The 24255-nt window shown below is 60.5% G+C and carries 31 protein-coding genes; 11 read left to right on the top strand and 20 right to left on the bottom strand.

Translation table 11 applies throughout. The features are described from left to right. The first annotated feature begins 56 nt into the window (after positions 1 to 56). Entirely contained in the window at positions 57 to 365 is a 309-nt protein-coding gene (locus FHT82_RS25790) for a Dabb family protein (RefSeq protein ID WP_183735548.1), read from the top strand. 12 nt (positions 366 to 377) lie between these two features. Here the strand turns inward: FHT82_RS25790 and FHT82_RS25785 are convergent, their stop codons facing one another. From FHT82_RS25785 to FHT82_RS30580, 4 genes are read right to left on the bottom strand one after another with little or no spacing between them, the layout of a single operon-like run. Continuing rightward, the gene (locus FHT82_RS25785; protein ID WP_183735547.1) at positions 378 to 1277 is read right to left on the bottom strand and encodes a zinc ABC transporter substrate-binding protein; all 900 of its coding nucleotides are present in this window, start codon (positions 1275 to 1277) and stop codon (positions 378 to 380) included. 15 nt (positions 1278 to 1292) lie between these two features. Continuing rightward, complete coding sequence (locus FHT82_RS25780; RefSeq protein ID WP_183735546.1) at positions 1293 to 2165, bottom strand: metal ABC transporter permease; 873 nt, start codon at positions 2163 to 2165, stop codon at positions 1293 to 1295. Next, positions 2162 to 2902, bottom strand: coding sequence for an ABC transporter ATP-binding protein (locus FHT82_RS25775; protein ID WP_183735545.1), 741 nt, complete (start codon positions 2900 to 2902; stop codon positions 2162 to 2164). Before FHT82_RS25775 ends, FHT82_RS25780 begins: the two co-directional genes overlap by 4 nt. Further along, a complete protein-coding gene (locus FHT82_RS30580; protein ID WP_281411216.1) occupies positions 2899 to 3027 on the bottom strand; it encodes a hypothetical protein in 129 nt (42 codons plus the stop codon). Before FHT82_RS30580 ends, FHT82_RS25775 begins: the two co-directional genes overlap by 4 nt. 133 nt (positions 3028 to 3160) lie before the next feature. Here FHT82_RS30580 and FHT82_RS25770 point away from each other — a divergent pair, with 133 nt between their 5' ends. Both FHT82_RS25770 and FHT82_RS25765 read left to right on the top strand, forming a co-directional pair. Further along, positions 3161 to 3406, top strand: a complete 246-nt coding sequence (locus FHT82_RS25770; protein WP_183735544.1) for a type II toxin-antitoxin system ParD family antitoxin — start codon at positions 3161 to 3163, stop codon at positions 3404 to 3406. Between the two features lies 1 nt (position 3407). Next, positions 3408 to 3716 carry a type II toxin-antitoxin system RelE/ParE family toxin gene (locus tag FHT82_RS25765; RefSeq protein WP_183735543.1) on the top strand — a complete coding sequence of 103 codons (309 nt, stop codon included), beginning with the start codon at positions 3408 to 3410 and terminating at the stop codon, positions 3714 to 3716. 47 nt (positions 3717 to 3763) lie between these two features. Here FHT82_RS25765 and FHT82_RS25760 read toward each other — a convergent pair whose 3' ends face one another. Further along, the gene (locus FHT82_RS25760; RefSeq protein WP_183735542.1) at positions 3764 to 4249 is read right to left on the bottom strand and encodes a peroxiredoxin; all 486 of its coding nucleotides are present in this window, start codon (positions 4247 to 4249) and stop codon (positions 3764 to 3766) included. Between the two features lie 69 nt (positions 4250 to 4318). Continuing rightward, positions 4319 to 5098 carry a protein-disulfide reductase DsbD domain-containing protein gene (locus tag FHT82_RS25755; protein WP_246698225.1) on the bottom strand — a complete coding sequence of 260 codons (780 nt, stop codon included), beginning with the start codon at positions 5096 to 5098 and terminating at the stop codon, positions 4319 to 4321. A 201-nt stretch (positions 5099 to 5299) separates the two neighbouring features. On the opposite strand from FHT82_RS25755, the gene FHT82_RS25750 reads away from it, so the two are divergent. Together FHT82_RS25750 and FHT82_RS25745 are read left to right on the top strand one after the other, a co-directional pair. Beyond that, a complete protein-coding gene (locus FHT82_RS25750; protein ID WP_007818010.1) occupies positions 5300 to 5905 on the top strand; it encodes a YqgE/AlgH family protein in 606 nt (201 codons plus the stop codon). A gap of 89 nt (positions 5906 to 5994) precedes the next feature. After that, positions 5995 to 7071, top strand: coding sequence for a putative zinc-binding metallopeptidase (locus tag FHT82_RS25745; protein ID WP_183735540.1), 1077 nt, complete (start codon positions 5995 to 5997; stop codon positions 7069 to 7071). Here FHT82_RS25745 and rnhA read toward each other — a convergent pair whose 3' ends face one another. The 5 genes from rnhA to FHT82_RS25720 all read right to left on the bottom strand — a co-directional run bounded on the left by rnhA (position 7072) and on the right by FHT82_RS25720 (position 10739). Then, positions 7072 to 7524, bottom strand: a complete 453-nt coding sequence (gene rnhA, locus FHT82_RS25740; RefSeq protein WP_183735539.1) for a ribonuclease HI — start codon at positions 7522 to 7524, stop codon at positions 7072 to 7074. Next, positions 7521 to 8486 (bottom strand): homoserine kinase, encoded by a 966-nt coding sequence (locus FHT82_RS25735; protein ID WP_183735538.1) that lies wholly within the window; start codon positions 8484 to 8486, stop codon positions 7521 to 7523. Before FHT82_RS25735 ends, rnhA begins: the two co-directional genes overlap by 4 nt. 64 nt (positions 8487 to 8550) lie before the next feature. Continuing rightward, positions 8551 to 9555, bottom strand: coding sequence for a 4-hydroxy-3-methylbut-2-enyl diphosphate reductase (gene ispH, locus FHT82_RS25730; RefSeq protein ID WP_183735537.1), 1005 nt, complete (start codon positions 9553 to 9555; stop codon positions 8551 to 8553). Positions 9556 to 9616: 61 nt separating this feature from the next. Further along, the gene (locus FHT82_RS25725) at positions 9617 to 10366 is read right to left on the bottom strand and encodes an SURF1 family protein (protein WP_183735536.1); all 750 of its coding nucleotides are present in this window, start codon (positions 10364 to 10366) and stop codon (positions 9617 to 9619) included. After that, on the bottom strand, positions 10359 to 10739 hold the full coding sequence (locus FHT82_RS25720) for a DUF983 domain-containing protein (protein ID WP_183735535.1): 381 nt from the start codon (positions 10737 to 10739) through the stop codon (positions 10359 to 10361). Before FHT82_RS25720 ends, FHT82_RS25725 begins: the two co-directional genes overlap by 8 nt. Positions 10740 to 10865: 126 nt before the next feature. Between FHT82_RS25720 and FHT82_RS25715 the strand changes: the two genes are divergently transcribed. Further along, the gene (locus FHT82_RS25715; RefSeq protein WP_183735534.1) at positions 10866 to 11522 is read left to right on the top strand and encodes a chloramphenicol phosphotransferase; all 657 of its coding nucleotides are present in this window, start codon (positions 10866 to 10868) and stop codon (positions 11520 to 11522) included. 92 nt (positions 11523 to 11614) lie between these two features. Next, complete coding sequence (locus FHT82_RS25710) at positions 11615 to 12208, top strand: GNAT family N-acetyltransferase (RefSeq protein ID WP_183735533.1); 594 nt, start codon at positions 11615 to 11617, stop codon at positions 12206 to 12208. Between the two features lie 127 nt (positions 12209 to 12335). Here FHT82_RS25710 and FHT82_RS25705 read toward each other — a convergent pair whose 3' ends face one another. The 6 genes from FHT82_RS25705 to coxB all read right to left on the bottom strand — a co-directional run bounded on the left by FHT82_RS25705 (position 12336) and on the right by coxB (position 17656). Beyond that, positions 12336 to 13214, bottom strand: coding sequence for a cytochrome c oxidase subunit 3 (locus FHT82_RS25705; RefSeq protein ID WP_183735532.1), 879 nt, complete (start codon positions 13212 to 13214; stop codon positions 12336 to 12338). A gap of 57 nt (positions 13215 to 13271) precedes the next feature. Next, positions 13272 to 13877: a cytochrome c oxidase assembly protein gene (locus tag FHT82_RS25700; protein WP_183735531.1), complete on the bottom strand. Its 606-nt coding sequence runs from the start codon at positions 13875 to 13877 to the stop codon at positions 13272 to 13274. A gap of 4 nt (positions 13878 to 13881) precedes the next feature. Then, a complete protein-coding gene (locus tag FHT82_RS25695) occupies positions 13882 to 14019 on the bottom strand; it encodes a hypothetical protein (protein WP_183735530.1) in 138 nt (45 codons plus the stop codon). After that, positions 14019 to 14975 (bottom strand): heme o synthase, encoded by a 957-nt coding sequence (locus FHT82_RS25690; RefSeq protein ID WP_183735761.1) that lies wholly within the window; start codon positions 14973 to 14975, stop codon positions 14019 to 14021. Before FHT82_RS25690 ends, FHT82_RS25695 begins: the two co-directional genes overlap by 1 nt. A 66-nt stretch (positions 14976 to 15041) precedes the next feature. After that, complete coding sequence (gene ctaD / locus FHT82_RS25685) at positions 15042 to 16745, bottom strand: cytochrome c oxidase subunit I (RefSeq protein ID WP_183735529.1); 1704 nt, start codon at positions 16743 to 16745, stop codon at positions 15042 to 15044. A 17-nt stretch (positions 16746 to 16762) separates the two neighbouring features. Beyond that, the gene (gene coxB / locus FHT82_RS25680; protein WP_183735528.1) at positions 16763 to 17656 is read right to left on the bottom strand and encodes a cytochrome c oxidase subunit II; all 894 of its coding nucleotides are present in this window, start codon (positions 17654 to 17656) and stop codon (positions 16763 to 16765) included. 314 nt (positions 17657 to 17970) lie between these two features. Here coxB and FHT82_RS25675 point away from each other — a divergent pair, with 314 nt between their 5' ends. The 3 genes from FHT82_RS25675 to FHT82_RS25665 all read left to right on the top strand — a co-directional run bounded on the left by FHT82_RS25675 (position 17971) and on the right by FHT82_RS25665 (position 20630). Beyond that, a complete protein-coding gene (locus tag FHT82_RS25675; protein WP_183735527.1) occupies positions 17971 to 18624 on the top strand; it encodes an invasion associated locus B family protein in 654 nt (217 codons plus the stop codon). Positions 18625 to 18704: 80 nt separating this feature from the next. Beyond that, a complete protein-coding gene (tldD, locus tag FHT82_RS25670; RefSeq protein WP_183735526.1) occupies positions 18705 to 20120 on the top strand; it encodes a metalloprotease TldD in 1416 nt (471 codons plus the stop codon). A gap of 12 nt (positions 20121 to 20132) precedes the next feature. Continuing rightward, entirely contained in the window at positions 20133 to 20630 is a 498-nt protein-coding gene (locus tag FHT82_RS25665) for a GNAT family N-acetyltransferase (protein ID WP_183735525.1), read from the top strand. A 12-nt stretch (positions 20631 to 20642) separates the two neighbouring features. Here FHT82_RS25665 and FHT82_RS25660 read toward each other — a convergent pair whose 3' ends face one another. Beyond that, complete coding sequence (locus tag FHT82_RS25660; RefSeq protein ID WP_183735524.1) at positions 20643 to 20948, bottom strand: pyrophosphatase; 306 nt, start codon at positions 20946 to 20948, stop codon at positions 20643 to 20645. A gap of 62 nt (positions 20949 to 21010) precedes the next feature. Continuing rightward, positions 21011 to 22303, bottom strand: coding sequence for a D-alanyl-D-alanine carboxypeptidase family protein (locus FHT82_RS25655; protein ID WP_183735523.1), 1293 nt, complete (start codon positions 22301 to 22303; stop codon positions 21011 to 21013). A gap of 232 nt (positions 22304 to 22535) precedes the next feature. Between FHT82_RS25655 and FHT82_RS25650 the strand changes: the two genes are divergently transcribed. Continuing rightward, positions 22536 to 23570 (top strand): polysaccharide deacetylase family protein, encoded by a 1035-nt coding sequence (locus FHT82_RS25650; RefSeq protein ID WP_183735522.1) that lies wholly within the window; start codon positions 22536 to 22538, stop codon positions 23568 to 23570. Between the two features lie 5 nt (positions 23571 to 23575). Here FHT82_RS25650 and pdxH read toward each other — a convergent pair whose 3' ends face one another. Then, complete coding sequence (pdxH, locus tag FHT82_RS25645) at positions 23576 to 24196, bottom strand: pyridoxamine 5'-phosphate oxidase (RefSeq protein ID WP_183735521.1); 621 nt, start codon at positions 24194 to 24196, stop codon at positions 23576 to 23578. Positions 24197 to 24255: the final 59 nt, after the last annotated feature.

Raw genomic sequence — 24255 nt, 5'->3', positions numbered from 1 at the left:
TTGCCCTCACCGCCATGACAGCTATTCTGCCGAAAAATACAACCGGGAGGCACCATATGATCCTGCACTGCGTATTCATGCGACTGAAGAGCGCCATGACGCCAGACGACAAGCAGGCGCTGTTCGACGCCATCGTGGCGCTGAAGCAGGTGATACCGGGGATCCTCGATATAAAATACGGGCCGAATGTTTCGCCCGAGGGGCTGCATGGCGGTTTCGTCGACGGCTTTGCCGTGACCTTTGAGAGCCCCGAGGCCCGGGACGCCTATCTGGTGCATCCCGAGCATGTAGCCGTTGGCGAGCGTATCGTTACGTCGACGGATGGAGGCCTTGCTGGCCTCCTGGTTTTCGATCTCGTCATCTGAGACCTTGGTAACTCAGCTCGACTTCGCCATGGCGGTGGAGAGCTGGTCGACATTGTAGCGGAACATCTTCTCGTAGGTCGGGGCTGGGCCTTTCGAGTCCGAGAGAGATTCGACATAGAGCTCACCGCCCGGCTCGGCACCGGTCGCGGTGGCGACCTGCTTGACGAGGCGCGGATCGTTGGAGTTTTCGAAGAAGTAGGTCTTTACGTGTTCCTGTTTGATCTGCTCGATCAGCTTGGAGACGTCGGCTGCGGAGGCTTCGCTTTCTGTCGAGAGACCAAGCGGTGCCAGGAAGCTGACATTATATTCACGGCCAAAATAGCCGAACGCATCGTGGCTCGTCAGCACCTTGCGGCGGTCATCGGCGATCTTGTCGAATTTGGAATGCGCATAGGCATCCAGTTCGTCCAGTTTCTTTGTATATTTCTCGGCATTGGCCTTGTAGGCGGCGGCATCGGCCGGGTCGGCGTCGGACAACGCCTTCTCGATATTGGCGACCCAAACCTTCACGTTGACGGGGCTGTTCCAGACATGCGGATCGGTGACGGTCTTGCCGTCCTCTTCCATCGTGCGGGTATTGATGCCCTCGGAGACCGTGACCGGCTTGCCCTTGTAGCCAGAGGCAGTGATCAGGCGGTCCATCCAGCCTTCCAGCCCCTCGCCGCTGACGAAGGTGACTTTAGCGGCATTCAGCGCCTTCGCATCGGCCGGCGACGGCTCGAATTCATGGGGATCGCCGTTCGGTCCGACGAGGCTCGTGACCTTGACGTGGTCGCCGCCGACCTGGCGGACGACATCGGCAAGCACGGTGAAGGAGGCGACGACCTTCAGCGTGTCGGCGGAAGCCGGCACGGCCGAAAGCGTCATCAGGACAGGCAAGGCGGCGGAAAGAAGCAATCTGCTAGGTAACATCGATGTCTCCTGTAATCAGCCCTTCAGATGCGGGCGGGGGAAGAACCGCCGGGCAAGGCCCGACGGCGCGAAGAAAATGGAGAGACCGTAGAGCAGAGCCGCGGTCATGATGATCGTCGGGCCGGAGGCAAGCTCCAGGTGATAGGAGGCGATGAGGCCGAGATAGCCGGAAGCCGCGGCACTTGCCGCCGCAATGATCATCATGGCGGACAGGCTGCGCGACCAGAGTTGGGCGATCGCAGCCGGCAGCATCATCAGGCCGACGGCCATCAGCGTGCCGAGCGCCTGGAAGCTCGCAACGAGGTTCAGCACGACCAATAGCAGGAAGAGGAAATGATAGACCGGTCCGCGCCCGCCGACGGCGCGCAGGAAGCCCGGATCGAAGCATTCGGCGACCAGCGGCCGATAGATGACCGCGAGCGCCAGTAGTGTGACCGACGTGATGGCGCCGATCTGCGTCAGCGCCGGCGCATCGATGGCGAGGATGGTGCCGAAAAGCACATGCAGCAGATCGATGTTGGAGCCACGCAAGGAGACTATAAGAACGCCCAAGGCCAGCGATGCGAGATAGAAGCTCGCAAAGCTTGCATCCTCCTGCAGCACGGTCATGCGGCTGACGACACCCGACAGCAGCGCGACGGAAAGACCGGCGACAAGTCCGCCGATACCCATCGCCGTCAGCGACAGCGAGCCGGCGACAAGATAACCGACCGCCGCACCGGGCAGCACGGCATGGCTCATGGCGTCTCCCATGAGGCTCATGCGGCGAAGCATCAGGAAAACACCGATGGGGCCGGAACCAAGCCCCAGGCACAGGCAGGCGACGAGGGCGCGGCGCATGAAGCCATAATCGGCAAAGGGGGCGAAGAAGATATCGTAGGCCGTCATGCCGCCGGCTCGCAGGCTTCGGCATCCTCATCCCAACGTTCGGCCATGGCGCGGGCCTGCAGAAGATTGGCAGACGACATGACCTCCTGCGTCGGCCCCCAGCCGACCAGCCGGCGGGCGAGCAGCAAGGTCTCCGGGAAATACGCCCTCACCTGTTCGAAATCATGGAGCACGGCAATCACCGTCCGCCCGTCGCCATGCCAGCGGACGACAATGTCGAGCAGATCCCTGGTCGTGCGGGCATCGATGGCGGTGAAGGGTTCGTCAAGCAGGATGATGCGCGCATCCTGCAGCAGCAGGCGGGCGAAGAGCACACGCTGGAACTGGCCGGCCGAAAGCGAGCCGATATGGCGCTTTTCGAACCCCTCGAGTCCGACGGTGGCGAGTGCGTCGCGGGTGCATGCGGCGTCTTGCTTTGCGATGCGGCCAAAGGCACCGGCCGAGCGCCAGCTTCCGAGCAGCACGGTATCCAGCACCGAGATCGGAAAGCGCCTGTTGATGTCAGCCGCCTGTGGCAGATAGCCGAAATCAGTGCGTTGCAGCCGATGCTCCACCCTGCCCTCGGCCGGGCGCAGTTCCCCCATGATCGCCTTGAGCAGCGTGGATTTTCCCGCACCATTCGGCCCGGCGATTGCCGTCAGGCTGCCGGACTGGAACGTGCCGGAGAGATAATGGACCGCAGGATGACGGTCGTAGGAGACCGTCAGATTGTCGAGGCGGATAACCGGCACGCTCATGGCAGCAGGATCGCCCAATGGATCGCCAGCCAAAGAAGCGCGACGATGGCACCCGCACCGCTCAGGCGCAGAAACGCCGACTGCCCAAGGAGACTAATGGCAAAATGTGCGGATATGGGCGGCATTCTCAATTCCTTTACGTAATAACATTACCGTTATGTTATAACAATTGCGGCAGGAATGAGGCGAGGTTCATTCTTGACGTGATGCTATTCAATGCGCATATTTTGTTATCGAGATTGGACGGAGACGATTGCTATGAACGTGTCCATTGGTGAACGCTGGGAGAAATTCGTCGAGCAGGCCGTCAAGGATGGCCGATATGGTTCGGCAAGCGAAGTTGTACGCGAAGGATTGCGACTGGTGGAGGAGCGGGAGGCGAAGCTGAATGCGTTGCGCCGTGAAATCGGTGAAGCAATCACAGCGGGCGGCGAGATCACTGAAGAGGAGCTACAGGCATCGCTGGACGAAGTAGAGGCCGAATTGGCAAAGGAAGGTTATTGATATGCCGCAACTTCGCTTTCTACAGAGCGCGAAGGCGGATATCGGCCAGATCTTCAGGTTTCTTACCAGAGAAAGCGGCAATCGCGGCATTGCACGCAATTTCACGAATAAGCTCATCCAGAAATGCTCGGATCTTGCATCGCTCCCCGGGCACATCGGACGACCGCGCCCGGAACTTGGCGACGGAATCCGCAGCTTTGCCTACAACAACTATGTCATCATATTCCGCTATGTCGGCGATGACTTCGAGGTCGTCAAGATTTTCGAAGGCCATCGCGATATCGATGCGCATTTCAACACCCAGCATTAAAAAGGCGCCCAAGGGCGCCTTTTGATCGGTATCGATCCGTTTCCGGCTCAGAGTTGCTCAAGCATCGCCGCCGCGCCGGAAACCGTTGCCTGGCCGGGCGTTTCTTCGACATTGAGCGACTTCACGACACCGTCCTCGACCAGCATGGAATAACGCTTGGAGCGCACGCCGAGGCCACCGGCAGAGAGATCGGCATCGAGACCGACAGCCTTGGTGAAGCCGGCATCCCAGTCGGCAAGAAAATGGATCTTGCCGAGGCCGCCCGAAGACTGTGCCCAGGCGCCCATCACATGCCAGTCGTTGACGGCAAGAACGGCGATATCGTCGACGCCCTTGGCAAGAATGGCATCGCGGTTTTCCAGATAGCCCGGCAGGTGGTTCAGCGAACAGGTGGGCGTGAAGGCGCCGGGCACGGCGAAGAGCACAACGCGCTTGCCGCCGAAGAGTTGCTCGGTGGTGATTTCGACCGGGCCGTCGGCAGTCTTTTCCTTGAAGGTGGCGGCAGGAAGCTTTTCGCCGATCGCGATGGTCATGGATTTTCTCCTCGGTTCAGGCTGGTCGCGGCATGGCCGCAGGGGATCGAGAGGGACTATAAGATGCGGTCAATCAAAGGCAAGCGTAGTCTCCATGGCACGGGCACCGTCAACGATGAGCACCCCCCACTGTTTGCCCTTGATATCGTAATTTTTCGGGAGCTTTCCGATGGCGATATCGGCGGAATAGGCCTTGCCGCTGCGCCCCACATTCATCTGCTTGGTGAAGGCATAGCCGCTCGGGCCGGTGACGGTGATTTCGGGCGTTCCATTCCCCGCTTCCGGCAGAGTAACTTTCAGCGAGAGTTGCTTCAGGTCGGATGACATCGCATGTGCGACAACCTCGAAATCAGCAGACGGCGCTTCGGGAAGGCGGGCAGCGGCGCTCTGAAGAATCATCTCCTCCTGCGGGCGCGACTGGGCGGCAGCACCAATTTTCAGTGAAAGCTGCGCCTGGAAAGGAATGCAGATATCCTTGCAGATGCCAATGAAAGCGGTAGCGTCGAGAACGACCGGCCCCACTTTCGAAGCCGTCAGCGATAATGGCAGGGTCACCGGCGCCTCATAGCCGATGTCCTCGACCTTGCCGTTAGAGATATGTTTCGGAACGGGATAGGAAATGGCGTCAAGCGTTATGCCGCTTTGCGGTGCGATGGTGATCTGCGGCGGGATGCCGTTATTGCCCGGTTCACGCCAATAGGTGATCCAGCCAGGCTTCGGCTCGATCTGGAGGCCTGCCCTTATATGGCCGGCAGCGTCCGGCGGCAGTGCCACGAGACGCATCCGGCCGCCGTCGTTCTGCGCCCAGTCGCTCATTTCCGCATGCGCCGGACGCAACAATCCGAGCATGGACGCAGCCAAAATGACCGCAATTAATGGCGCGCGCGCGAGCAATGAAATAACTCTCATGGAACAAGGGTTTACCGAAACTTGCCAATTGCCGCCAGAAGTCCTGCCCATTTAAATCTTCATTTTCAGTTGATTGATTTGTGACATTGCCCCATGTTTCTCTTGTCGGAGCCTTTGTGCGGTCTGGCGGCAGGAGGAACCATGTCCCTAGCAACGCTGAAGAACAGACGGGAACGCGGATTTTTCGACGGTCAGTTTCTGATCGCCATGCCGGGCATGGAGGATCGCAACTTCGCGCGCACAGTGATTTATATCTGCGCCCATTCGGATGCAGGGGCCATGGGCTTCGTCATCAATCGCCCGCAAAGCCTCACCTTCACCGATGTCCTGCTGCATCTCGACATGATCAAGCAGGAAGATTCCATCGTACTGCCGAAGGATGCGCGGGAGTTTCCGATCCAGACCGGTGGGCCGGTCGAGAGCGGGCGGGGTTTCGTGCTGCATTCCGACGATTATGTCAGCGACTCCTCCATCCCCGTCAGCGACGATATCTGCCTGACGGCGACGCTCGATATCGTGCGCGCGATCTCCAAGGGCGGCGGCCCGAAGCGGGCGACCATGCTGCTCGGTTACTCCTCCTGGGGCGCGGGCCAGCTCGAAAACGAGGTGGCCTCCAATGGCTGGCTCAATTGCGCGGCCAATGAGGAATTGATCTTCGATCGCTGCCTCGATGACAAGTATGAGCGGGCGCTCGCCAGCATGGGTATCACGCCTGCCATGCTTTCGGCCGAAGCCGGCCACGCCTGACTGCATCATTCCGGAACGAAACTCATTCATTAGCGTTTTCCGTCGGCAATGCCTGCGGCACCCCAGCGGCGGGCATTTAGGGGGCTGCCATGAGGTTGTTTGCCTGCGACAATTGCGATCAGGTCATCCATTTCGACAACAGGCAGTGCGTGCGCTGCAATCATCGCCTCGGCTTCTTTGCGGGCGATCTTTCCATGCATGCACTGGAATCGTTCGATGAGGCAAATTGGCAGCTCGTCTCCGATCCGAACCGGCTCGTGCGGTTCTGCGCCAATGCGGGCCTCGATATCTGCAACTGGCTGGTCGATGACAACAATGATTTCTGCATCGCCTGCCGGCATAACCGGCTGGTGCCGAACACCGATACGCCAGAAGGCATCGACCGCTGGCGGCGCATCAGCCAGGCGCAGCGCCACCTCTTCTATTCGCTGCTGCGCTGGAACCTGCCGCATCCGGATCGGCAGGAAGACCCGCAAGGCGGGCTCGTTTTCGACTTCCTCGAAGACGCCGTTCAAAACGACGGCAATGTGGTCCCGGCCATGACAGGGCATGAAGAAGGGCTGATCGCCATCCGTGCGGCGGAGGCGGATGACGTGACCCGCGAGCAGGCGCGCACGGCGATGGACGAGCCCTATCGCACCCTGCTCGGCCATTTCCGTCACGAGGCCGGGCATTTCATCTGGAACAAGCTGGTGCGCGACCGCAATGGTTTCGACGAGTTCCGCGCCGTCTTCGGCGACGAGCGGCACGACTATAGCGCGGCATTGCAGGACCACTATGCCAATGGGCCGGTTCCCGGTTGGCAGGAGAGCTTCATCAGCGCCTATGCCTCCGTCCATCCCTGGGAGGATTTTGCGGAATGCTTCGCGCATTACCTGCACATCGTCGATACGCTGGAGACCGCGCGCAGCTTCGGCATGGCGATCGATCCGCGCGGCCATGAAGAGATTGCGGCGGAGGTGGATTTCAGTCCCTATCGGGCACAGAGCGCCGAACAGCTCGTCAGCGCCTGGGTGCCGCTCAGCCTTGCGATCAATGCGATCCAGCGCAGCATGGGCCAGCCGGATTCCTATCCCTTCGTGCTGTCTTCGCCAGTCGTAACGAAGCTCGAATATCTGCACCGACTGATACAGAATGCAGCCAACGAGCAGCGACAGGCAGCTTGATCAGCCTGCCTTCTTGCTCTTCTTGAACGGCTCCATGCCCTTGCGCGCCAGTTCGTCGGCACGCTCGTTCTCAGGATGGCCGGCATGGCCCTTGACCCAATGGAGCGTCACTTTATGCTTGTTGCGGGCCTCCTCCAGCGCCTGCCAGAGCTCGGCATTCTTCACCGGCTTATTGTCCGATGTCCTCCAGCCGTTCTTCTTCCAGCCGAAGATCCATTTGGAAATGCCGTCTTTCACATAGGCGCTATCGGTATAGAGATCGACCTCGCAGGGCTCTTTCAAGGCGCTCAGCGCGGAGATGGCAGCCAGAAGTTCCATGCGGTTGTTGGTGGTTTCAGCCTCGCCGCCGGAGAGCTCCCTCTCGACCTCGCCGTAGCGCAACACGGCACCCCACCCGCCGGGGCCGGGGTTGCCGGAGCATGCCCCGTCGGTGAAGATATCGATGTGCTTCATAGGCTCAGTCCATATTCCGCCGGCGAGGAAATCTGGCGGTGGAAGCGCAGCTTGCGCAGATATTCGAGCGGGTCCTTCTTGGTGACCATCGCGCCTTCCGGCGTCGTCAGCCAGTCGTAAAGACGGGTCAGGAAGAAACGCAGGGCCGAACCGCGGGAGAGGACCGGCAACGCCGCGATCTCCTGACCACTCAGCGGCCGCACGCTCTGGTAACCCTCGAGCATCTGCGTGCCCTTGGTGATGTTGTAGGCACCATCCTTCTCGAAGCACCAGGCATTGAGGCAGATCGAGACGTCATAGGCGAGCAGATCGTTGCAGGCGAAGTAGAAATCGATGAGGCCCGAGAGTTCGTCACCAAGGAAGAAGACGTTATCAGGGAAAAGATCGGCGTGGATGACGCCAGCGGGCAAATCCTTCGGCCAATAGGCCCGCAGGAAATCGAGATCGCTGCGGATTTCGTTCTGCAGGCCGAACTCCACCTCGTCGGCGCGTGCCTCTGATTTGTCCCAGAGCGTCTGCCAGCCTTCCAGCGACAACGCGTTCGGCCGCGTCAGCGCAAAACCTTCGCCAGCGACATGCATCTGCGCCAACGCCTTGCCGACTTCGCGGCAATGTTTCGGTTCCGGCTTTCTCAGCCACATGCCTTCGAGGAAGGAAATGAGCGCTGCGGGACGGCCTGACAGCGTGCCAAGCAGAGCGCCGTCCTTGCGCGGCAGCGGCAGCGGGCAGGACAGGCCGCCGGCCGACAGATGCTGCATCAGGCCGAGGAAGAACGGCAGATCGCTCTTTTCCACCCGCTTCTCGTAAAGCGTCAGGATGAGCGGCGCCTTAGATGTATGCAGCAGGAAGTTGGAATTCTCCACGCCTTCGGCGATGCCCTTGTAGGAAAGCAGCGTGCCGACATCATATTCGGTGAGAAACCATTTCAGATCGTCTTCGGCGATATCAGTATAAACTGCCAAGGTGGGTCTCTCACTGTAGAGGCGGTCTGATCAGATGGGGCAGGATGGAGGGGATCCCCTCGCCTCACTCCCCGTTCACGAATGCCATGTCAGCCGTGGTCAGTTCAAGACTGCGCAGCTCGCGATTGACGAGGAAATGTTCGTTTTCCTGCACGGTTTCGGCAAGCTCGACGCGGGCATCGAAGCGGGTGCGGAAGGCCTCGATGATCTCGTTGACGATCACTTCCGGGGCGGAAGCACCGGCGGACAAGCCAAGCGTGGCAATCGGGCCGATCTCATCCCAGTCGAGTTCGGAAGCGCGCTGCACGAGGATCGACTTCTTCGCCCCGGCCCGGAGCGCCACTTCGACGAGCCGCTTGGAATTGGACGAATTCGGTGCGCCGACGATGATGAACAGATCGCAGCCGGGGGCAGCTTCTTTCACCACTTCCTGGCGATTGGTCGTGGCATAGCAGATGGAATCGGCAGCCGGCGCCTTCAGATTGGGGAAGCGTTCTTCGAGCCGCTTGATAACGCCGGCGGTATCATCGACCGAGAGCGTCGTCTGGGTGACATAGCCGAGATTATCGGGATCGGCGGGCTCATAGGCATCGACGTCCTCGACGGTTTCGACCAGAGAGACAGTACCCTCGGGAAGCTGGCCCATGGTGCCGATAACCTCGGGATGGCCGGCATGGCCGATCAGGACGACATGGCGGCCGAGGCGATTGTGGCGCATCGCCTGCTTGTGGACCTTAGAGACCAGCGGACAGGTGGCGTCGAGATAGAAGAGGTTGCGGGCATTCGCATCCTCGGGCACGGATTTCGGCACGCCATGGGCGGAAAAGACGACAGGCTGGGCACGATGTTCCGCCGGGATCTCGTCAAGCTCCTCGACAAAGACCGCGCCCTTGGCTTCCAGCCCTTCCACGACATAGCGGTTATGAACAATCTCGTGGCGGACATAGACGGGCGCGCCATAGGCCTTCAGCGCCAGCACGACGATCTGGATCGCCCGATCGACGCCGGCACAGAAGCCGCGCGGACCGCAGAGCCTGATCGTCAAAGGAGGTTTTGCCGCAATGTTCATGACATATCCAGGTTAAGCTTCAGGGACCTCTAACCCAATATGGGATGGAATTGAAGCGATACTATTGCGCGGCACCCTTGCGGCGGAACCAGGAGATTGCGACGACGACGGCCAGCACCACCGCCAGCCCGTACCAGGTGAAGGCATATTGCAGATGGTCGTTCGGTAGATCAATCTGTGTCACGCCACCGATCGGAAAACCCGCTGGGTTGGGCGTGGAATCGGCATCGACGAAGAAGGGCACGACATCAGCCTTGTCGAGATCGACGCTCGATGCCATCACATCGAGATCCTTCCAGTAGAAGATGTTCTTCGCCATGTCATTGTCAGGCACGAGCGAGGAAGGTTTGCCAGGGAGTTTGGCACGCGCGAGGCCGGTTACCGTCTGCTGGCCAGTCAACTGGCCCTGCATACGCATTTCCGGCTCCTTGTTCTCATAGGGAACGAAGCCTCTGTTGACGAAGAGGTAGCGCCCGTCTTCAAGCTGCAGCGGGGTATAGACGTAATAGCCGGTCTGGCCGCGCCAGGTGGCGAAGAAGTGGCGCTCTTTGTTGTTGATATAGCGGCCGGCGGCGGTCACCGTGCGGTATTCGATATCACCGCCCTGCTCCGCCATAGACTCTATATCCGCAAGCGGAACCGGGACGGCTGCACGACGCTCGGCGATGTCCGCGAGCAGGCCTTCCTTCCAGTGAAGGCGCTCCACCTGCCAGGTGCCGAGCGAGATCAGGATGGCGAGCGCAATGAGAACCGCTACGCCGGTAAAGACCGGCAGCTTGCGGCGCGGGGCCGGACTTTCAATATCAATCACTCAAGCGTCCCTCACGGGCATTGTGGCGATATTGCATGGCGATGAGGATACCCTTGCACCAGCGAAGCGCTACCAGGGAAAGGATGACCGTCAGCGGACCGAAGAGCAGGATGTGGACCCAGATCGGCGGAGCGTAGTTGACCTGCAGCCAGAGCACCGAACCGATGATGATGAAGCCGACGATGAGAATGACGAAGACGGCGGGACCATCGCCTGCATCGGCGAAGGAATAATCCAGGCCGCAGGCGGCGCAGCGTGGTTTCAGGCCAAGGACACCATCGAAGAGCTGACCATGACCGCAGCGCGGGCAGCATCCCTTGATGCCGGTCTTGACCGGGTCGACCGGTGGAAATTGTGCGTTGTCTTCACTCATGACCATCTCCCTGCCGACGGCTTTTCGTCGTCTGCCTTAACTCTCCCATAAAGTATTCGCATCCCGAATGGAAAGGCCTGCGCGTTTTCGCCTCAGTGATTCGCGCCAAACAGAAGAAGAAGACTGATGAGCGATGATAGCCATGCCGGACAGATCATAATCCTGAACGGCGCGCCGCGAAGCGGCAAATCCAGCATTGCGCGTGCAATCCAGGAAGAATTCGAGGGGCCGTGGATCAACCTCGGCGTCGACACCTATAATGCCATGACGCCGAAGCGCTACCTGCCCGGCATCGGGCTGAGGCCGGGCGGCGAACGGCCGGACCTGGAGGAACTGGTACCGTTCCTCTACGCAGCGCTCTATGAATCGATCGCCATCCATGCCGGATTGGGCCTCAACGTCGTCGCCGATCTCGGCCATCACGACAGCTATTCGCAGCCGCTCGGCATCCTCGGCGACTGCGCCCGGCGGCTGGAGGGCTTTCCCGTCCTGTTCGTCGGCATACGCTGTCCAATCGAGACGATCATGCAGCGGCGGGAAATTGTGGAGGAAGGGCGCGAGACGCTTTATCTGCGCGCCACGGAGGACGCGTCCATTCCCAAACCGGTGCAGCGCTGGCAGGACGAGGTGCATCGTCCGGGTCTCTACGACATGGAGGTCGATACATCCGTGCTGACTGCGCTCGAATGCGCCGAGGCGATCCGCCATCAGCTGGATCTCGGTATTCCCGAGCCTTCGGCCTTCGAAAGGCTGGCCAACGGTAAGATGACGGGCAGCGGTTGAGACAAAAAGACTCGGGATTTACACCGATCCCGACAGCAATAAACTTCGGGCTGTCTGCTACGCGAACGACTGAGATACCTTTGGGAGGCGGAATGGCTGATACGTTTGATATCCACCCATTGACGGCCGATCGTTGGGCCGATCTTGAAGACCTTTTTGGTCCATTGCGCGGAGCCAATTCGGGATGCTGGTGCATGTGGCCTCGCATCAAGGGCGCTGACTACAAGGCGATGGAGAAAACTGGCCGGAAAGATGCCTTCCGGGCGATCGTGGAGGCTGGGCCGCCGCCGGGGCTGATTGCATATCATCGCGGGAAAGCGGTCGGTTGGTGTGCGATCGGCCCGCGGCCTGCCTCCTCACGCTTCCAGGCCGCAAAAACTTCACGGCCGCCGGAAGATGTGAGTGAGCCTGACGCTTCGAGTGTCTATGCCATCACGTGCTTCTTCATTCGCACGGGCTATCGCCGGCAGGGCCTCATGCGGCATCTTGCCAGCGCCGCTGTTGAATTCGCGATAGCCAATAATGCGGTTGCAGTTGACGCCTGCACTATCGATCCCGAAAAACCTCTGACATGGGGGGAGGGTTTTGTCGGCATCGCCTCGGTATTCAGGAAGCTTGGATTCTCGGAGATCGCGCGCCGATCCCCGAGACGACCGTTGATGCGGCTCAAACTCTCCGAGCGTTAAATCAAACTCCTGCCTCAAAAACCGCAAAGTCAGAAATTCGCGCCTAATACTTGCGACAGGGAATATTCCACATTTCGATCAGGCGGGTCAGAGCACCCGCCTTTTCAATTCCTCTATCCGGTCTCGATCAGCCTGCGGCGACCGGAGCGCCCCAGCCGCCCCAGACGTAGATGCAGAAGAACAGGAACAGCCAGACGACGTCGACGAAGTGCCAGTACCAGGCAGCCGCCTCGAAGCCGAAGTGCTGCTTCGGCGTGAAGTCGCCGCGCAACGCACGAAGGAGGCAGACCAGCAGGAAGATGGTGCCGACCAGAACGTGGAAACCGTGGAAACCGGTGGCCATGAAGAAGGTCGCGCCGTAGATCGAGTTGCGGAACTCGAACGGTGCATGGGCATATTCATAGGCCTGGACGGAAGAGAAGAGCACGCCGAGCAAAACAGTCAGCGTCAGGCCCTGGATAAGGCCCTTGCGGTCGTTGTGCAGCAGAGCGTGGTGAGCCCAAGTCACCGTCGTGCCCGAGAGCAGCAGAATGACGGTGTTGTAGATCGGCAGGTGCCAGGGATCGAGAACCTCGATACCCTTCGGCGGCCAGACACCGCCGGTATAGGCAAGGCGCGAAGCCTGGATGGCTTCGTGCGGAAAGAGGCTGGCGTCAAAATAGGCCCAGAACCAGGCGACGAAGAACATCACCTCCGAAGCGATGAACATGATCATGCCGTAGCGCAGGTGCAGAGACACGACGCGCGTATGGGCACCCTCGTGGGCTTCCTTCACGGTGTCCGACCACCAGCCATACATGACGTAGAAAACGACAGCGAGGCCGATGAAGAAGACCCACGGATGAGCCCACTCGATACCGAGAACATGCAGCGAGCCGCCGTTCAGGTAGCGCATATAGCCGACGCCGCCGAAGGCCATCAGGAATGCGCCGAGCGAGGCCAGTATCGGCCACGGGCTCGGAGCTATGATGTGATAGTCGTGATTCTTCTGATGAGCATCGGCCATGTCAGATCCCCGGTGTCTTCCTTCTCCGCTTCCGGCACCGCCGGAAACACTCCTCAATCAAAGTTTCTTTTCAGCCTGTCCCGTTCCACCCTCATTCGAAGCCACCGGCTTCGGACCCTCTTTGGGATAGAACGTGTAGGACAGCGTGACCGTGTGAATGCTTTTCGATTCAGCGGCCTTGGTAATATCCGGATCGATGTAGAACACGACCGGCATTTCAAGCTTTTCGCCCGGCTTCAGGTCCGTTTCATTAAAGCAGAAACATTGCACCTTGTTGAAATAGGCGCCCGCCTCGCCCGGCGTCACATTGAAGATCGCCTGGCCGCGCTGGGTTTCGTTGGAACGGTTTTCGGCGATGAAATTGACCTGGATGGTCTCGCCGATCTTCGGATTGACCTCGCGTTCGACCGGCTTGAATTCCCACTGCAGGCCAGGAGCGACGTTGGCGTCGAACGTGACGCGCATCGTGCGGTCGAGAATGACGCTCGAAACCTGATCGACGCGCTGGGTCGTACCGTTATAGCCGGTCACTTGGCAGAAGAGGCGATAAAGCGGCACGGCGGCATAGCTCGCCGCGCCCATGCCGACGACGAAGCTCAGGCACATGAAGACGACGGCGGCATTGTTGCGCGGCTTCTTCGGTGCGTTGACGGCATCGCTCATCGTATCAGCCTCCATGTCCCAGGAATTTGATGATGGTGATGGCGTAGAAAAGAACCACCAGACCGGCGAGCACGACACCAAGCGCGATGTTGCGATTACGGCGCGACTTGCGTTGCGCCTCAGTGAGCTTGACCAATTCCATCAGAACGAGCCTCCTGCATACGAGACCAGCATCGCAACCAGCCGGTCGAGCATCAGCGCGGAGAACACGGCAAAGAGATAGAAGATCGAGAAGCCGAACAACTTCTTCGCCGGGATCATCTTGAGATCGCCATCGGGCATACGCCAGACGGCGATGGAACAGTATATGAAGACCGCGCCAAGCGCTGCGGCCACCACACCGTATCCGACGCTGGCAAAACCGAGGAAAGTCGGCAGCACGGCGCAGACTGCGGTCAGCACGGCATAGGCGACGATCTGGTGCTTGGTGGTGCGTTCACCCGAAACGTTCGGCAGCATCGGCACGCCGACAGCTTCGTAATCGCGCATCTTGAAGAGGGCGAGCGCCCAGAAATGCGCCGGCGTCCACAGGAAGATGATGAGGAAAAGAACAGTGCTTTCGATCGTGACGGAATTGGTCACGCAGGCCCAGCCGATCATGGGCGGGAAAGCGCCGGCCGCGCCACCGATGACGATGTTCTGTGGCGTCGAGCGCTTCAGCCACATCGTGTAGATGACGGCATAGAAGAAGATGGTGAAGGCGAGGATGGAGGCCGACAGCCAGTTGACGGCGAGACCCAGGATCGTCACCGAGAAGCAGGAGAGGACAAGGCCGAAGGCCAAGGCTTCCTTGGGCATGATGCGGCCGGCCGGGATCGGGCGATTGGCAGTGCGGCTCATCACGGCGTCGATGTCGGCGTCATACCACATGTTCAGCGCACCCGACGCGCCTGCGCCGACGGCAATGCAGAGAATGGCGATCAGGCCGAGGACCGGATTGATGTGGCCTGGCGCCAGCACGAGGCCGGCAAAGGCCGTGAAGACCACGAGCGACATGACCCGCGGCTTCAGAAGCTCGAAATAATCGCGCGCACCGGCTTCCGACAGGCGAAAATCGCCTTCGTCCGCAAGAGCCTCGTGATTGTCGACAACCGTCATCATTCCGTCCTGATCTACTAATCGCCAGACGCCGCAGAGGCCTGCGGCGTCTGGAAGTCCGGCATCTTACTTGATGCGCGGAAGCTGTTCCCACTGGTGGTACGGCGGCGGCGAAGGCAACTGCCATTCGAGGGTCGTTGCACCCTCACCCCACGGATTGTCACCGGCAACGCGCTTCCTAGCGAAGGCTTCCCAGACACCGACAAGGAAGATGATCACGCCGACGAAGGAGATATAGGAGCCGATCGACGAGACATAGTTCCAGCCGGCGAATGCATCCGGATAGTCGATGTAGCGGCGTGGCATGCCTGCGAGGCCGAGGAAATGCTGCGGGAAGAACACCAGGTTCACGCCGACGAACATGACCCAGAAGTGCAACTTACCGAGGAACTCGTTATACATGTAACCGGTCATCTTCGGGAACCAGTAGTACCAGGCAGCGAAGATGGCGAAGACGGCACCGAGCGACAGAACGTAGTGGAAGTGAGCCACGACGTAATAGGTGTCATGCAGCGAGCGGTCGAGGCCGGCGTTTGCGAGCTGGACGCCCGTGACGCCACCAACGGTGAAGAGGAAGATGAAGCCGATCGCCCAGATCATCGGCGTACGGAAGGTGATCGAGCCACCCCACATCGTTGCGATCCAGGAGAAGATCTTCACACCCGTCGGAACGGCGATGACCATCGTCGCGAAGACGAAGTAGCGCTGCGCGTCAAGCGACAGGCCGACCGTGTACATGTGGTGAGCCCAGACGACGAAGCCGACGGCACCGATGGCGACCATGGCATAGGCCATGCCGAGGTAACCGAAAACCGGCTTCTTCGAGAAGGTCGACACGATGTGGCTGATGATACCGAAGCCCGGCAGGATCAGGATGTAGACTTCCGGGTGACCGAAGAACCAGAACAGATGCTGGTAGAGAATCGGGTCACCGCCGCCTTCCGGCGCAAAGAAGGCCGTGCCGAAGTTACGGTCGGTGAGCAGCATGGTGATGGCACCAGCCAGAACCGGCAGCGACAGCAGCAGCAGGAAGGCGGTGATCAGCACAGCCCAGGCGAAGAGCGGCATCTTGTGCAGCGTCATGCCCGGAGCGCGCATGTTGAGGATCGTGGTGATGAAGTTGATCGCACCGAGGATCGACGAGGCGCCAGCGATGTGCAGCGCGAAGATCGCAAGGTCGACCGCCGGTCCCGGCTGACCGCCGACTGCGAGCGGCGGGTACATGGTCCAGCCGCCGCCTGTGCCGTATGCGCCGGCCGGGCCTTCGACGAACATCGAGAGGCACAGCAGCAGGAAGGCGGGAACGATCAGCCAGAAGGAGATGTTGTTCAAACGCGGGAAGGCCATATCCGGCGCGCCGATCATGATCGGCACCATCCAGTTGGCGAAACCGCCGATCATCGCGGGCATGACCATGAAGAAGATCATGATCAGCGCGTGAGCGGTGGTGAAGACGTTGAACATGTGCTTGGCGCCATCGATCGCAGCATCACCTTCGAAGCCGTAGACCATGGAGGCGAGGCCATGGAAGATCTGGATGCCCGGCTCCTGCAGCTCCATACGCATGGCGACGGAGAGAAGGCCGCCGACGATACCAGCGAAGATCGCGAAGATCAGGTAAAGCGTGCCGATGTCCTTGTGGTTCGTCGAAAAGAACCAGCGGTCGGCAAAGCTCGGAGCATGAGAGTGATCGTGGTGGTCGTCATGCGCATGAGCGTCATGAGCATGGTGATCATGAGAATGATCGTCGTGAGCGGAAGGTCCAGCCATTGTCCCGATCCCCTATCTTACTTTGCGACGTTTTCAGCGACATCGACGGTCTTTGCAGAACCATCGGCAGCGGCGATCAGTGTCTTATAGGCGCCGGGCAAGTCGCTGGCGGCCGTGGTCAGCCACTGCTTGTACTTGTCTTCGGAAACGACGCGGATGGCGATCGGCATGAACGCATGGTCCTTGCCGCAAAGCTCGGAACACTGGCCATAGAAGAGACCTTCACGCTCGGCGCGGAACCAGGTTTCGTTCAGGCGGCCCGGAACGGCGTCGATCTTGATGCCAAAGGACGGCATGGCGAAAGCGTGGATGACGTCGGTGGGCGCGGCGGTGACGAGAACACGGACGGTCTTGTCGACCGGCAGCACGAGTTCGTTGTCGACGGCCAGCAGGCGCGGATAGACGGAAAGATCAGTCTTGCCGGCAGCGGCACGATCCGGCTCCTTCAGAAGATAGGAGTCGAAGGCAACGGGCGCTTCGCCCGAGCCTTCATATTCATAGTTCCACTGCCACTGGGTCGCGGTCGCCTTGATGGTCACATCGGGGTTGTCCGGCAGCGTCAACTGCGCAGTGAGCAGGCTAAAAGAGGGAACTGCAAGGAAGAGAAGCACGAGGACCGGCCCCACGGTCCAGATGACTTCGATCAGCGTATTGTGGCTCGTCTTAGAGGGAACCGGGTTCGCCGAAGCGCGGAACTTGAAACAGACGACGATAAGAAGAACGAGAACGAACAGTGTGATCGGAACAATGAACCACAGCGTATATTGTTCGAACCAGCGGATCTCCCGCATGATCGGCGTCGCTGCCGGCTGCAGGGTAGCCTGCCACGGCATCGGCTGATCGGCATATGTGCCGGAAGCAAAAAGCAGACAGACCAGCGCGGTCAGAGCTGCAAAAGCCTTCTTAATCACCTTGTAATCTCCCTCGAGCGCTGATCTGCATCAATTCGGACGCAGAATCCTTGCCATCTTCTGCGCTTCAAACCACAGTTTGGCATCCGCCGCAACAGGCAGAAGCAATTGTCTATGCGGCATTTTTGCTCCAGCACCGCATCGTCGGGTATGGCAAAACATTGCAAGCTTTTCATCAGCATACGAAAAACGCGCTTTGGGGCCAATCCGCTCGCGGCACATTCTTTTGGCGAGGTCCTATTTCTGCCGCAGTCCCCCGGTTTTCACGGGGTGGGGCTTTTCATTTTTTGTGGGCAGCTTCACAAATAGCGGCAATGATTCGATATCCAGAGGTTTTCATGGGTTTCCGTTCCCTCGCGCGGTCGTTTGTTCTGACCGCAGGCATCGCGGCCGCCGCGACGAGCCCCGTTTTCGCGCAGCAGGCACCAGCGCCCGCGCAGTCGCGTCCCGCCACGCCTGCCCCGAAGCCCGCTCCGGCACAGCCGTCTGCGACGCCGAACGTCGAGCAAGTGACGCCTGGGCAAACGCAGCCACCGGCTCCCGGCACGGTTCGTTCCAACCACGGCGCATGGTCCGTCGTCTGCGACAAGCCGCCCGGCGCTTCGACCGAGCAGTGCGCATTGATGCAGAACGTCATCGCCGAAGACCGGCCGGAGGTCGGCCTGTCCGTCGTCGTCCTGAAGACGGCTGACCGCAAGTCGAAGATCCTGCGCGTGCTGGCACCGCTCGGCGTGCTGCTGCCAAACGGCCTCGGCCTCAATGTCGACGGCAAGGACATCGGCCGCGCCTATTTCGTGCGCTGCTTTGCCGATGGCTGCTATGCCGAAGTCGTTCTCGAGGACGAACTGCTCAAGACCTTCCGTAGCGGCGCCCAAGCGACCTTCATCGTCTTCCAGACGCCGGAAGAAGGCATCGGCATCCCCGTCGACCTCAAGGGTTTTGCGGAAGGCTACGACGCCCTGCCCTGATCCGTCGGGGCTTGCTCGCGCAGCACAACAGACCTACATCGGCTATTGAGCACTCCCGCTCTTCTTGCGGAGCAAAAGACATGACCACCGATCTCCTGACGCTTTTCGATGCCGACGAAGCGACGATGCGCAAGCATGTCGCCGAGGCGCTTTCCGGCGCCGATGACGGCGAGCTCTTCATCGAGCACGCGCAGGCGGAATCGCTTACCTTCGATAACGGCCGCCTCAAGGGCGGCAGCTTCAACACCGAGCAGGGTTTTGGCCTGCGCGCCGTGGCCGGCGAAGCTGTCGGTTATGCGCATGCGGGTGACCTCTCCGTCTCGGCGCTGAAGCGGGCCGCCGATGCGGTCGGCGCCGTCACGCGCGGCTATTCCGGCAGCTATGCGGCAGCGCCCCAGGGCACCAACCGCAAGCTCTACACCGACGAGAACCCGATCGGTTCGCCGACCTTCGAAGAGAAGGTGAAGGTGCTGACCGATATCGACGCTTATCTGCGCGGCAAGAACGACAAGGTGCGGCAGGTGACGGCCTCCGTCGCCGCAAGCTGGCAGGTGGTCGACATCCTGCGCGCCGACGGCCATCGCGTACAGGACATCCGGCCGATGACGCGCATCAACATCTCCGTGATGGTCGGCGAAGGCGATCGCCAGGAAAGCGGCTCCTACGGCCAGGGCGGCCGCATCGGCTTCGGCGATTTCATCGCGACGGGAAGCTGGCAGCACGGTGCCGACGAAGCGCTGCGCCAGGCACTCGTCAATCTCGAAGCGATCGACGCGCCGGCAGGCACGATGGACGTCGTGCTCGGCTCCGGCTGGCCGGGCGTCATGCTGCATGAGGCCGTGGGTCACGGCCTCGAGGGCGATTTCAACCGTAAGAAGACCTCCGCTTTTGCGGGTCTCCTGGGCCAGATGGTGGCAGCACCAGGCGTGACCGTCGTCGACGACGGCACAATCGACAGCCGCCGCGGCTCGATCACCATCGATGACGAAGGTACGCCTTCGGCCTATAATGTGCTGATCGAGAACGGCAAATTGGTCGGCTACATGCAGGATCGGCAGAATGCCCGGCTAATGGGCATGGCGCCTACCGGCAACGGCCGCCGCCAGGGCTATGCGCATGTGCCGATGCCGCGCATGACCAACACCTATATGCTCGGCGGGGACAAGTCACCGGAGGAGATCATCGCCTCGGTGAAGAAGGGTATCTATGCCGTCTCCTTCGGCGGTGGTCAGGTGGATATCACATCAGGCAAATTCGTCTTCGGCTGCACCGAGGCCTATCTCATCGAAAGCGGCAAGATCGGTGCGCCAATCAAGGGCGCCATGCTGATCGGCAACGGCCCGGATGCGATGAAGCGTGTGTCTATGGTCGGTAACGACATGAAGCTCGACACCGGCATCGGCAATTGCGGCAAGGCGGGCCAGTGGGTGCCTGTCGGCGTCGGCCAGCCGCATCTGCGCATGGATCAGGTCACCGTCGGCGGCACGCAGGCCTGAGGCGATACAACCATGGTCGAGATCGAAATCAGAACCTTCGCCCCTGACGATGCCGATGACGTGATCTCGGTCATCCTGCCGATCCAGCGTGAAGAATTCGGCATCGACATCACCGCTGACGCGCAGCCGGACCTGCGCGTCATTCCCGACTTTTACCAGTCGGGCAAGGGTCAGTTCTGGGTCGCGATCAAGGACGGCGCCATCGTCGGCACGCTCGCCCTCAAGGATATCGGAAACAATCAGGCTGCGCTCCGGAAGATGTTCGTGGCCGCCGAGGTGCGAGGCCGCGAACACGGCGTCGCCAACCGGCTGCTCGAGGCGCTCTTTGCCCATGCCGGCGAAGTCGGCGTGACCGATATATTCCTCGGCACGACGGACAAGTTTCTTGCTGCGCAGCGGTTCTATGAAAAGAACGGATTTTCAGAAATTCCCAAGAAGGACCTGCCGCGGGCATTCCCGCTCATGGCGGTGGACAGCAAATTCTACCAGCGCAAAGTCGCAACGAGCTGACCATCAAGCGGATCACGCCTCCGGCTTGAATTTCCATTTCCGTTCGACTGCAGCGGCGAGATCGATGTCGTGGCGACGGGCGAAGAGCAGGAGATGGCCGAGGATATCGGCGGTCTCATCGGCGAGGTCGCGTTCCATCTCCTCGGGCGAACGGCCTTTGGCACGACCACGACCGGTCAGGCGGTTCCAGGCCTGGGTCAGTTCACCCATCTCCTCCTGCAGCTTCAGCAGGAACCAGTCGGCATCGCGCTCAATGCCGTTGGCGCTGGCATAGGTTGACGATGAGGTCTCGAACTGATCGGCGAGCCGTTGCAGCATGACGTTCTCCTTTTGTTTATGAGGAGAGCGCCGATTCCCGGAAATTGTCCAGAGCGTGCAGCTCAGCCCTGGTTCGGCAGGAGCATGCAGTCGTAAGAGCGTTTCTTGAGAGCGTCGCAGGCAGAGGTCGCGTCTTCCTTGCTCTGAAACCCTGTGAAGCGGGCGCGGTAAACCGCATTGGCGCCCTTGCCGACAGCTTCAGTATAAGGCGAGGCGGAGACCAGCGGTGCACCGGCCTCGGACTGAGCCTGCGCAAGAAGCGCGCGGGCGGCATCAGCGCTCGGGGCGGCGGAAATCTGGATCTGCCAGCCGCCTGCCTTGCCGGCTGGTGCGTTGGCGACTGGCGCTTTCGACGCCTTGCCGGCATTGATGATCTCGTCCATTGCCGCCGGGCGCTCCAGCGGAATAACCCCATCGCTGGCATAACCGAGCGCCTTTGGTGCGGGTTCGTCCACAACGCGCGGTGCGCTCGCCGGCACGGGAGCATCGGCGTCATCGGCGGCCGAGGCGACCTCGACCTGCTGCTTGGCATTGATGCTGGCGGTCAGCCTGGCGCCGCCGGAGGAGGCACGTCCCATGTAGCGGTCGAAGAGTGCTGCCATCTTGGCGTCGCGGCTGCGGGCCGTGCGGCCGCCGAGCACCACGCCGACCACGCGGCGGTTGCCGTCCTTCACGGCGCTGACGATGTTGAAGCCGGAGGCATTGGTGTAGCCGGTCTTGATGCCGTCCATGCCCTCGTAGCGATACATTAGATTGTTGTGGCCGCGGATGGTCTTGCCGCGGAAATTGAAGCTCGCGATGGAGAAGAGGCGATATTCGCTGGGATAGTTCTTCATCAGCGCCACGGCGAGCGTGGACATGTCGCGCGCCGTCGTGATCTGGCGCTTGTCCGGCAGGCCGGATGCATTGACGAAGACCGTGCGGCTCATGCCGAGTTGGCGGGCCTTCTGGGTCATGAGCCGGGCGAAATTGCTTTCCGAACCGCCGAGTTTTTCACCGATGGCGGCAGCAGCATCGTTCGCCGACTTGACGATCATGCCATAGACCGCCTCACGCACGGTGATCGTACCGCCCGCTTTCACGCCGAGCTTCGTCGGCGGACGGGAGGCCGCATATTTCGACATCGTGACCGGCGTATCCCAGGTGATCTTGCCGCGATTGAGCGCCTCGAAGGTCAGATAGAGCGTCATCATCTTCGTCAGCGATGCCGGATGGTTCAGCGTATCGCCGTTTTCGGACGCAAGGACCTTGCCGGTGCGGGCATCGAGCACGAGGGAAGCGCTGCCGGCAAAGGCCGCAACGGGTGCAGAAAGTGCCAGCGTCGCGGTCAAAATGGCAGCCAGAAGCCTTCTCATGCACTTCCCCTCATTATATCCGGCGAGTCGCTCCAACCGGAATTATGTCCCGTATTGTGACAGATGCCCACAATCTGGCGCGACTTTGAGGCAACGCCCAAGTTTTTTCCAAGCTTTTGTTTCGCTTGGTTAACAGCCGATAAAGAAGCCACTTTCCAGGCCGGATTCAGCAAGGTTTAACGGCAGATTGGTAGCTTGTGTGACACGATTACAAAGCGGGGTCACGGGAAAAATGGGTCAGTGGAAGCGGCGTCTGAAGCGCATCGCGATCGGCGGCGGGCTGGAAGCGGCGTGGCTGGCGAATGCCGCAGGGCTCATGAAAGAGGCCCGCGGACGCGGTGTCATCTTCACGCTCCATCACGTGCGCCCGCATATCGCTCAGCCGTTCGAACCCAACGAACATCTTGAAATAACGCCGGAATTTCTGGACGCGGCGCTTCGGCGACTGAAGCGGAGCGGCTATCGTTTCGTACCGCTCGATGCCGTGCCCTCGCTATTGTCGGACCCGCAGGACGATCGCCTGTTCGCCGCCTTCACGCTGGATGATGGGTATCGCAACAATCTCGTCCATGCCCTGCCCGTTTTCGAGCGGCATCAGGCACCTTTTACCGTTTTCGTAACGCAAGGCTTTGCCGAGGGCTCGCACAGCATCTGGTGGGAAACCCTGGCGCTGCTGCTCGGCAGGGAGAACAGCATCGAGTTCAACTTCGGCCGCGGGAGGGAGAGACTGGCGCTCGACACGGACGTCCGAAAATGGGACGCTTTCGACCGGCTTGCCGAGCTTATCCACAGGCAGGACGAGAGCCGCGCCATCTTGGAGGTGGATGCGCTGGCCCGGCGCCACGGAATCGAGCCCGTCGACATCACGCGGGAACTGGTCATGGCGCCGCAGGAGTTGCGCAGACTTTCGGCAAGCCCGCTCGCCAGTCTCGGCGCCCATACGATCAGCCACCGGGCGCTGGCCCGGCTGCCGCAGGCGGAAGCACGGATCGAGATGGAAATCTCGGCCGATTATGTCGAATCGATCACCGGCATCCGCCCGCGGGCGATCGCCTATCCCTATGGCACGCGGGAAGCTGCGACAGGCCGCGAAGCGGAGCTCGCGGCAAAGCTCGGCTTTGCCGTAGCCGTGACAACGCAGCCGGGATTTCCGGCTGCAAGTCGGCCCACCTATATGCCGCGTATCTCGCTCAACGGCCTTTACCAGAAGCCACGCTATGTTTCGGCGCTGGCATCAGGCATTCCATTGAAACTGCTCGGCAAATAAACTCTTTACGGGTACATCCGCACCTTGTCCCACCCCCCCTCGGGCGTCGGCCGGCGGAATTCGATCCGGTCGTGCAGCCGGAACTTCTGGTCCTTCCAGAACTCAATCGAAGTTGGGCGTATCCGGAAGCCGGACCAGTAGGATGGGCGCGGAATCTCGCCGATTGCGTAGCGCGCGGTATATTCGGCAACCGCCTTTTCCAGTGCAAAACGGCTTTCGAGCGGGCGCGACTGCTTGGAAGCCCAGGCGCCGATGCGGCTGCCGCGGGCGCGGGTGGCGAAATAGGCGTCGGCTTCGGCATCGGTGACCATTTCGACGGGGCCGCGTACACGCACCTGACGGCGCAGCGTTTTCCAGTGGAAGCACATGGCCGCCTTCTTCTGTCCCAAAATTTCGCGACCTTTCTGGCTCTCGAAATTCGTGTAGAAGACGAATCCGTCGGTATCGAAACCCTTCAGGAGAACCATGCGGACATTGGGCAGCCCATCTTCATCGACCGTCGCGAGCGCGACAGCATTGGGGTCGTTGACTTCGGAAGCCTCCGCCTCCTTCAGCCATTCCCCAAAGAGCTTGAAGGGCTCCTCACTTTCGGTAAAGTCACCACCTGTTAACCCGTTTGCCGACATATTAATTCAAATCCCGCGGTTTATTAAACTGACCCAGCCTTCGACGCTGGGGAAGAACA

It is taken from the genome of Rhizobium sp. BK275, from assembly GCF_014193555.1.
In the GTDB taxonomy this organism is placed as follows: domain Bacteria; phylum Pseudomonadota; class Alphaproteobacteria; order Rhizobiales; family Rhizobiaceae; genus Rhizobium.
This window is presented reverse-complemented; position numbering and strand designations above follow the sequence as displayed.

Excerpts from the sequence above, each read along its gene's own strand:
- FHT82_RS25790 (WP_183735548.1), top strand. The coding sequence starts at position 57 with ATGATCCTGCACTGCGTATTCATGCGACTGAAGAGCGCCATGACGCCA.
- FHT82_RS25785 (WP_183735547.1), bottom strand. The coding sequence starts at position 1,277 with ATGTTACCTAGCAGATTGCTTCTTTCCGCCGCCTTGCCTGTCCTGATG.
- FHT82_RS25780 (WP_183735546.1), bottom strand. The coding sequence starts at position 2,165 with ATGACGGCCTACGATATCTTCTTCGCCCCCTTTGCCGATTATGGCTTC.
- FHT82_RS25775 (WP_183735545.1), bottom strand. The coding sequence starts at position 2,902 with ATGAGCGTGCCGGTTATCCGCCTCGACAATCTGACGGTCTCCTACGAC.
- FHT82_RS30580 (WP_281411216.1), bottom strand. The coding sequence starts at position 3,027 with ATGCCGCCCATATCCGCACATTTTGCCATTAGTCTCCTTGGGCAGTCG.
- FHT82_RS25770 (WP_183735544.1), top strand. The coding sequence starts at position 3,161 with ATGAACGTGTCCATTGGTGAACGCTGGGAGAAATTCGTCGAGCAGGCC.
- FHT82_RS25765 (WP_183735543.1), top strand. The coding sequence starts at position 3,408 with ATGCCGCAACTTCGCTTTCTACAGAGCGCGAAGGCGGATATCGGCCAG.
- FHT82_RS25760 (WP_183735542.1), bottom strand. The coding sequence starts at position 4,249 with ATGACCATCGCGATCGGCGAAAAGCTTCCTGCCGCCACCTTCAAGGAA.
- FHT82_RS25755 (WP_246698225.1), bottom strand. The coding sequence starts at position 5,098 with ATGCTCGGATTGTTGCGTCCGGCGCATGCGGAAATGAGCGACTGGGCG.
- FHT82_RS25750 (WP_007818010.1), top strand. The coding sequence starts at position 5,300 with ATGTCCCTAGCAACGCTGAAGAACAGACGGGAACGCGGATTTTTCGAC.
- FHT82_RS25745 (WP_183735540.1), top strand. The coding sequence starts at position 5,995 with ATGAGGTTGTTTGCCTGCGACAATTGCGATCAGGTCATCCATTTCGAC.
- rnhA (WP_183735539.1), bottom strand. The coding sequence starts at position 7,524 with ATGAAGCACATCGATATCTTCACCGACGGGGCATGCTCCGGCAACCCC.
- ispH (WP_183735537.1), bottom strand. The coding sequence starts at position 9,555 with ATGAACATTGCGGCAAAACCTCCTTTGACGATCAGGCTCTGCGGTCCG.
- FHT82_RS25720 (WP_183735535.1), bottom strand. The coding sequence starts at position 10,739 with ATGAGTGAAGACAACGCACAATTTCCACCGGTCGACCCGGTCAAGACC.
- FHT82_RS25715 (WP_183735534.1), top strand. The coding sequence starts at position 10,866 with ATGAGCGATGATAGCCATGCCGGACAGATCATAATCCTGAACGGCGCG.
- FHT82_RS25710 (WP_183735533.1), top strand. The coding sequence starts at position 11,615 with ATGGCTGATACGTTTGATATCCACCCATTGACGGCCGATCGTTGGGCC.
- FHT82_RS25705 (WP_183735532.1), bottom strand. The coding sequence starts at position 13,214 with ATGGCCGATGCTCATCAGAAGAATCACGACTATCACATCATAGCTCCG.
- FHT82_RS25700 (WP_183735531.1), bottom strand. The coding sequence starts at position 13,877 with ATGAGCGATGCCGTCAACGCACCGAAGAAGCCGCGCAACAATGCCGCC.
- FHT82_RS25695 (WP_183735530.1), bottom strand. The coding sequence starts at position 14,019 with ATGGAATTGGTCAAGCTCACTGAGGCGCAACGCAAGTCGCGCCGTAAT.
- FHT82_RS25690 (WP_183735761.1), bottom strand. The coding sequence starts at position 14,975 with ATGACGGTTGTCGACAATCACGAGGCTCTTGCGGACGAAGGCGATTTT.
- ctaD (WP_183735529.1), bottom strand. The coding sequence starts at position 16,745 with ATGGCTGGACCTTCCGCTCACGACGATCATTCTCATGATCACCATGCT.
- FHT82_RS25675 (WP_183735527.1), top strand. The coding sequence starts at position 17,971 with ATGATTCGATATCCAGAGGTTTTCATGGGTTTCCGTTCCCTCGCGCGG.
- tldD (WP_183735526.1), top strand. The coding sequence starts at position 18,705 with ATGACCACCGATCTCCTGACGCTTTTCGATGCCGACGAAGCGACGATG.
- FHT82_RS25665 (WP_183735525.1), top strand. The coding sequence starts at position 20,133 with ATGGTCGAGATCGAAATCAGAACCTTCGCCCCTGACGATGCCGATGAC.
- FHT82_RS25660 (WP_183735524.1), bottom strand. The coding sequence starts at position 20,948 with ATGCTGCAACGGCTCGCCGATCAGTTCGAGACCTCATCGTCAACCTAT.
- FHT82_RS25655 (WP_183735523.1), bottom strand. The coding sequence starts at position 22,303 with ATGAGAAGGCTTCTGGCTGCCATTTTGACCGCGACGCTGGCACTTTCT.
- FHT82_RS25650 (WP_183735522.1), top strand. The coding sequence starts at position 22,536 with ATGGGTCAGTGGAAGCGGCGTCTGAAGCGCATCGCGATCGGCGGCGGG.
- pdxH (WP_183735521.1), bottom strand. The coding sequence starts at position 24,196 with ATGTCGGCAAACGGGTTAACAGGTGGTGACTTTACCGAAAGTGAGGAG.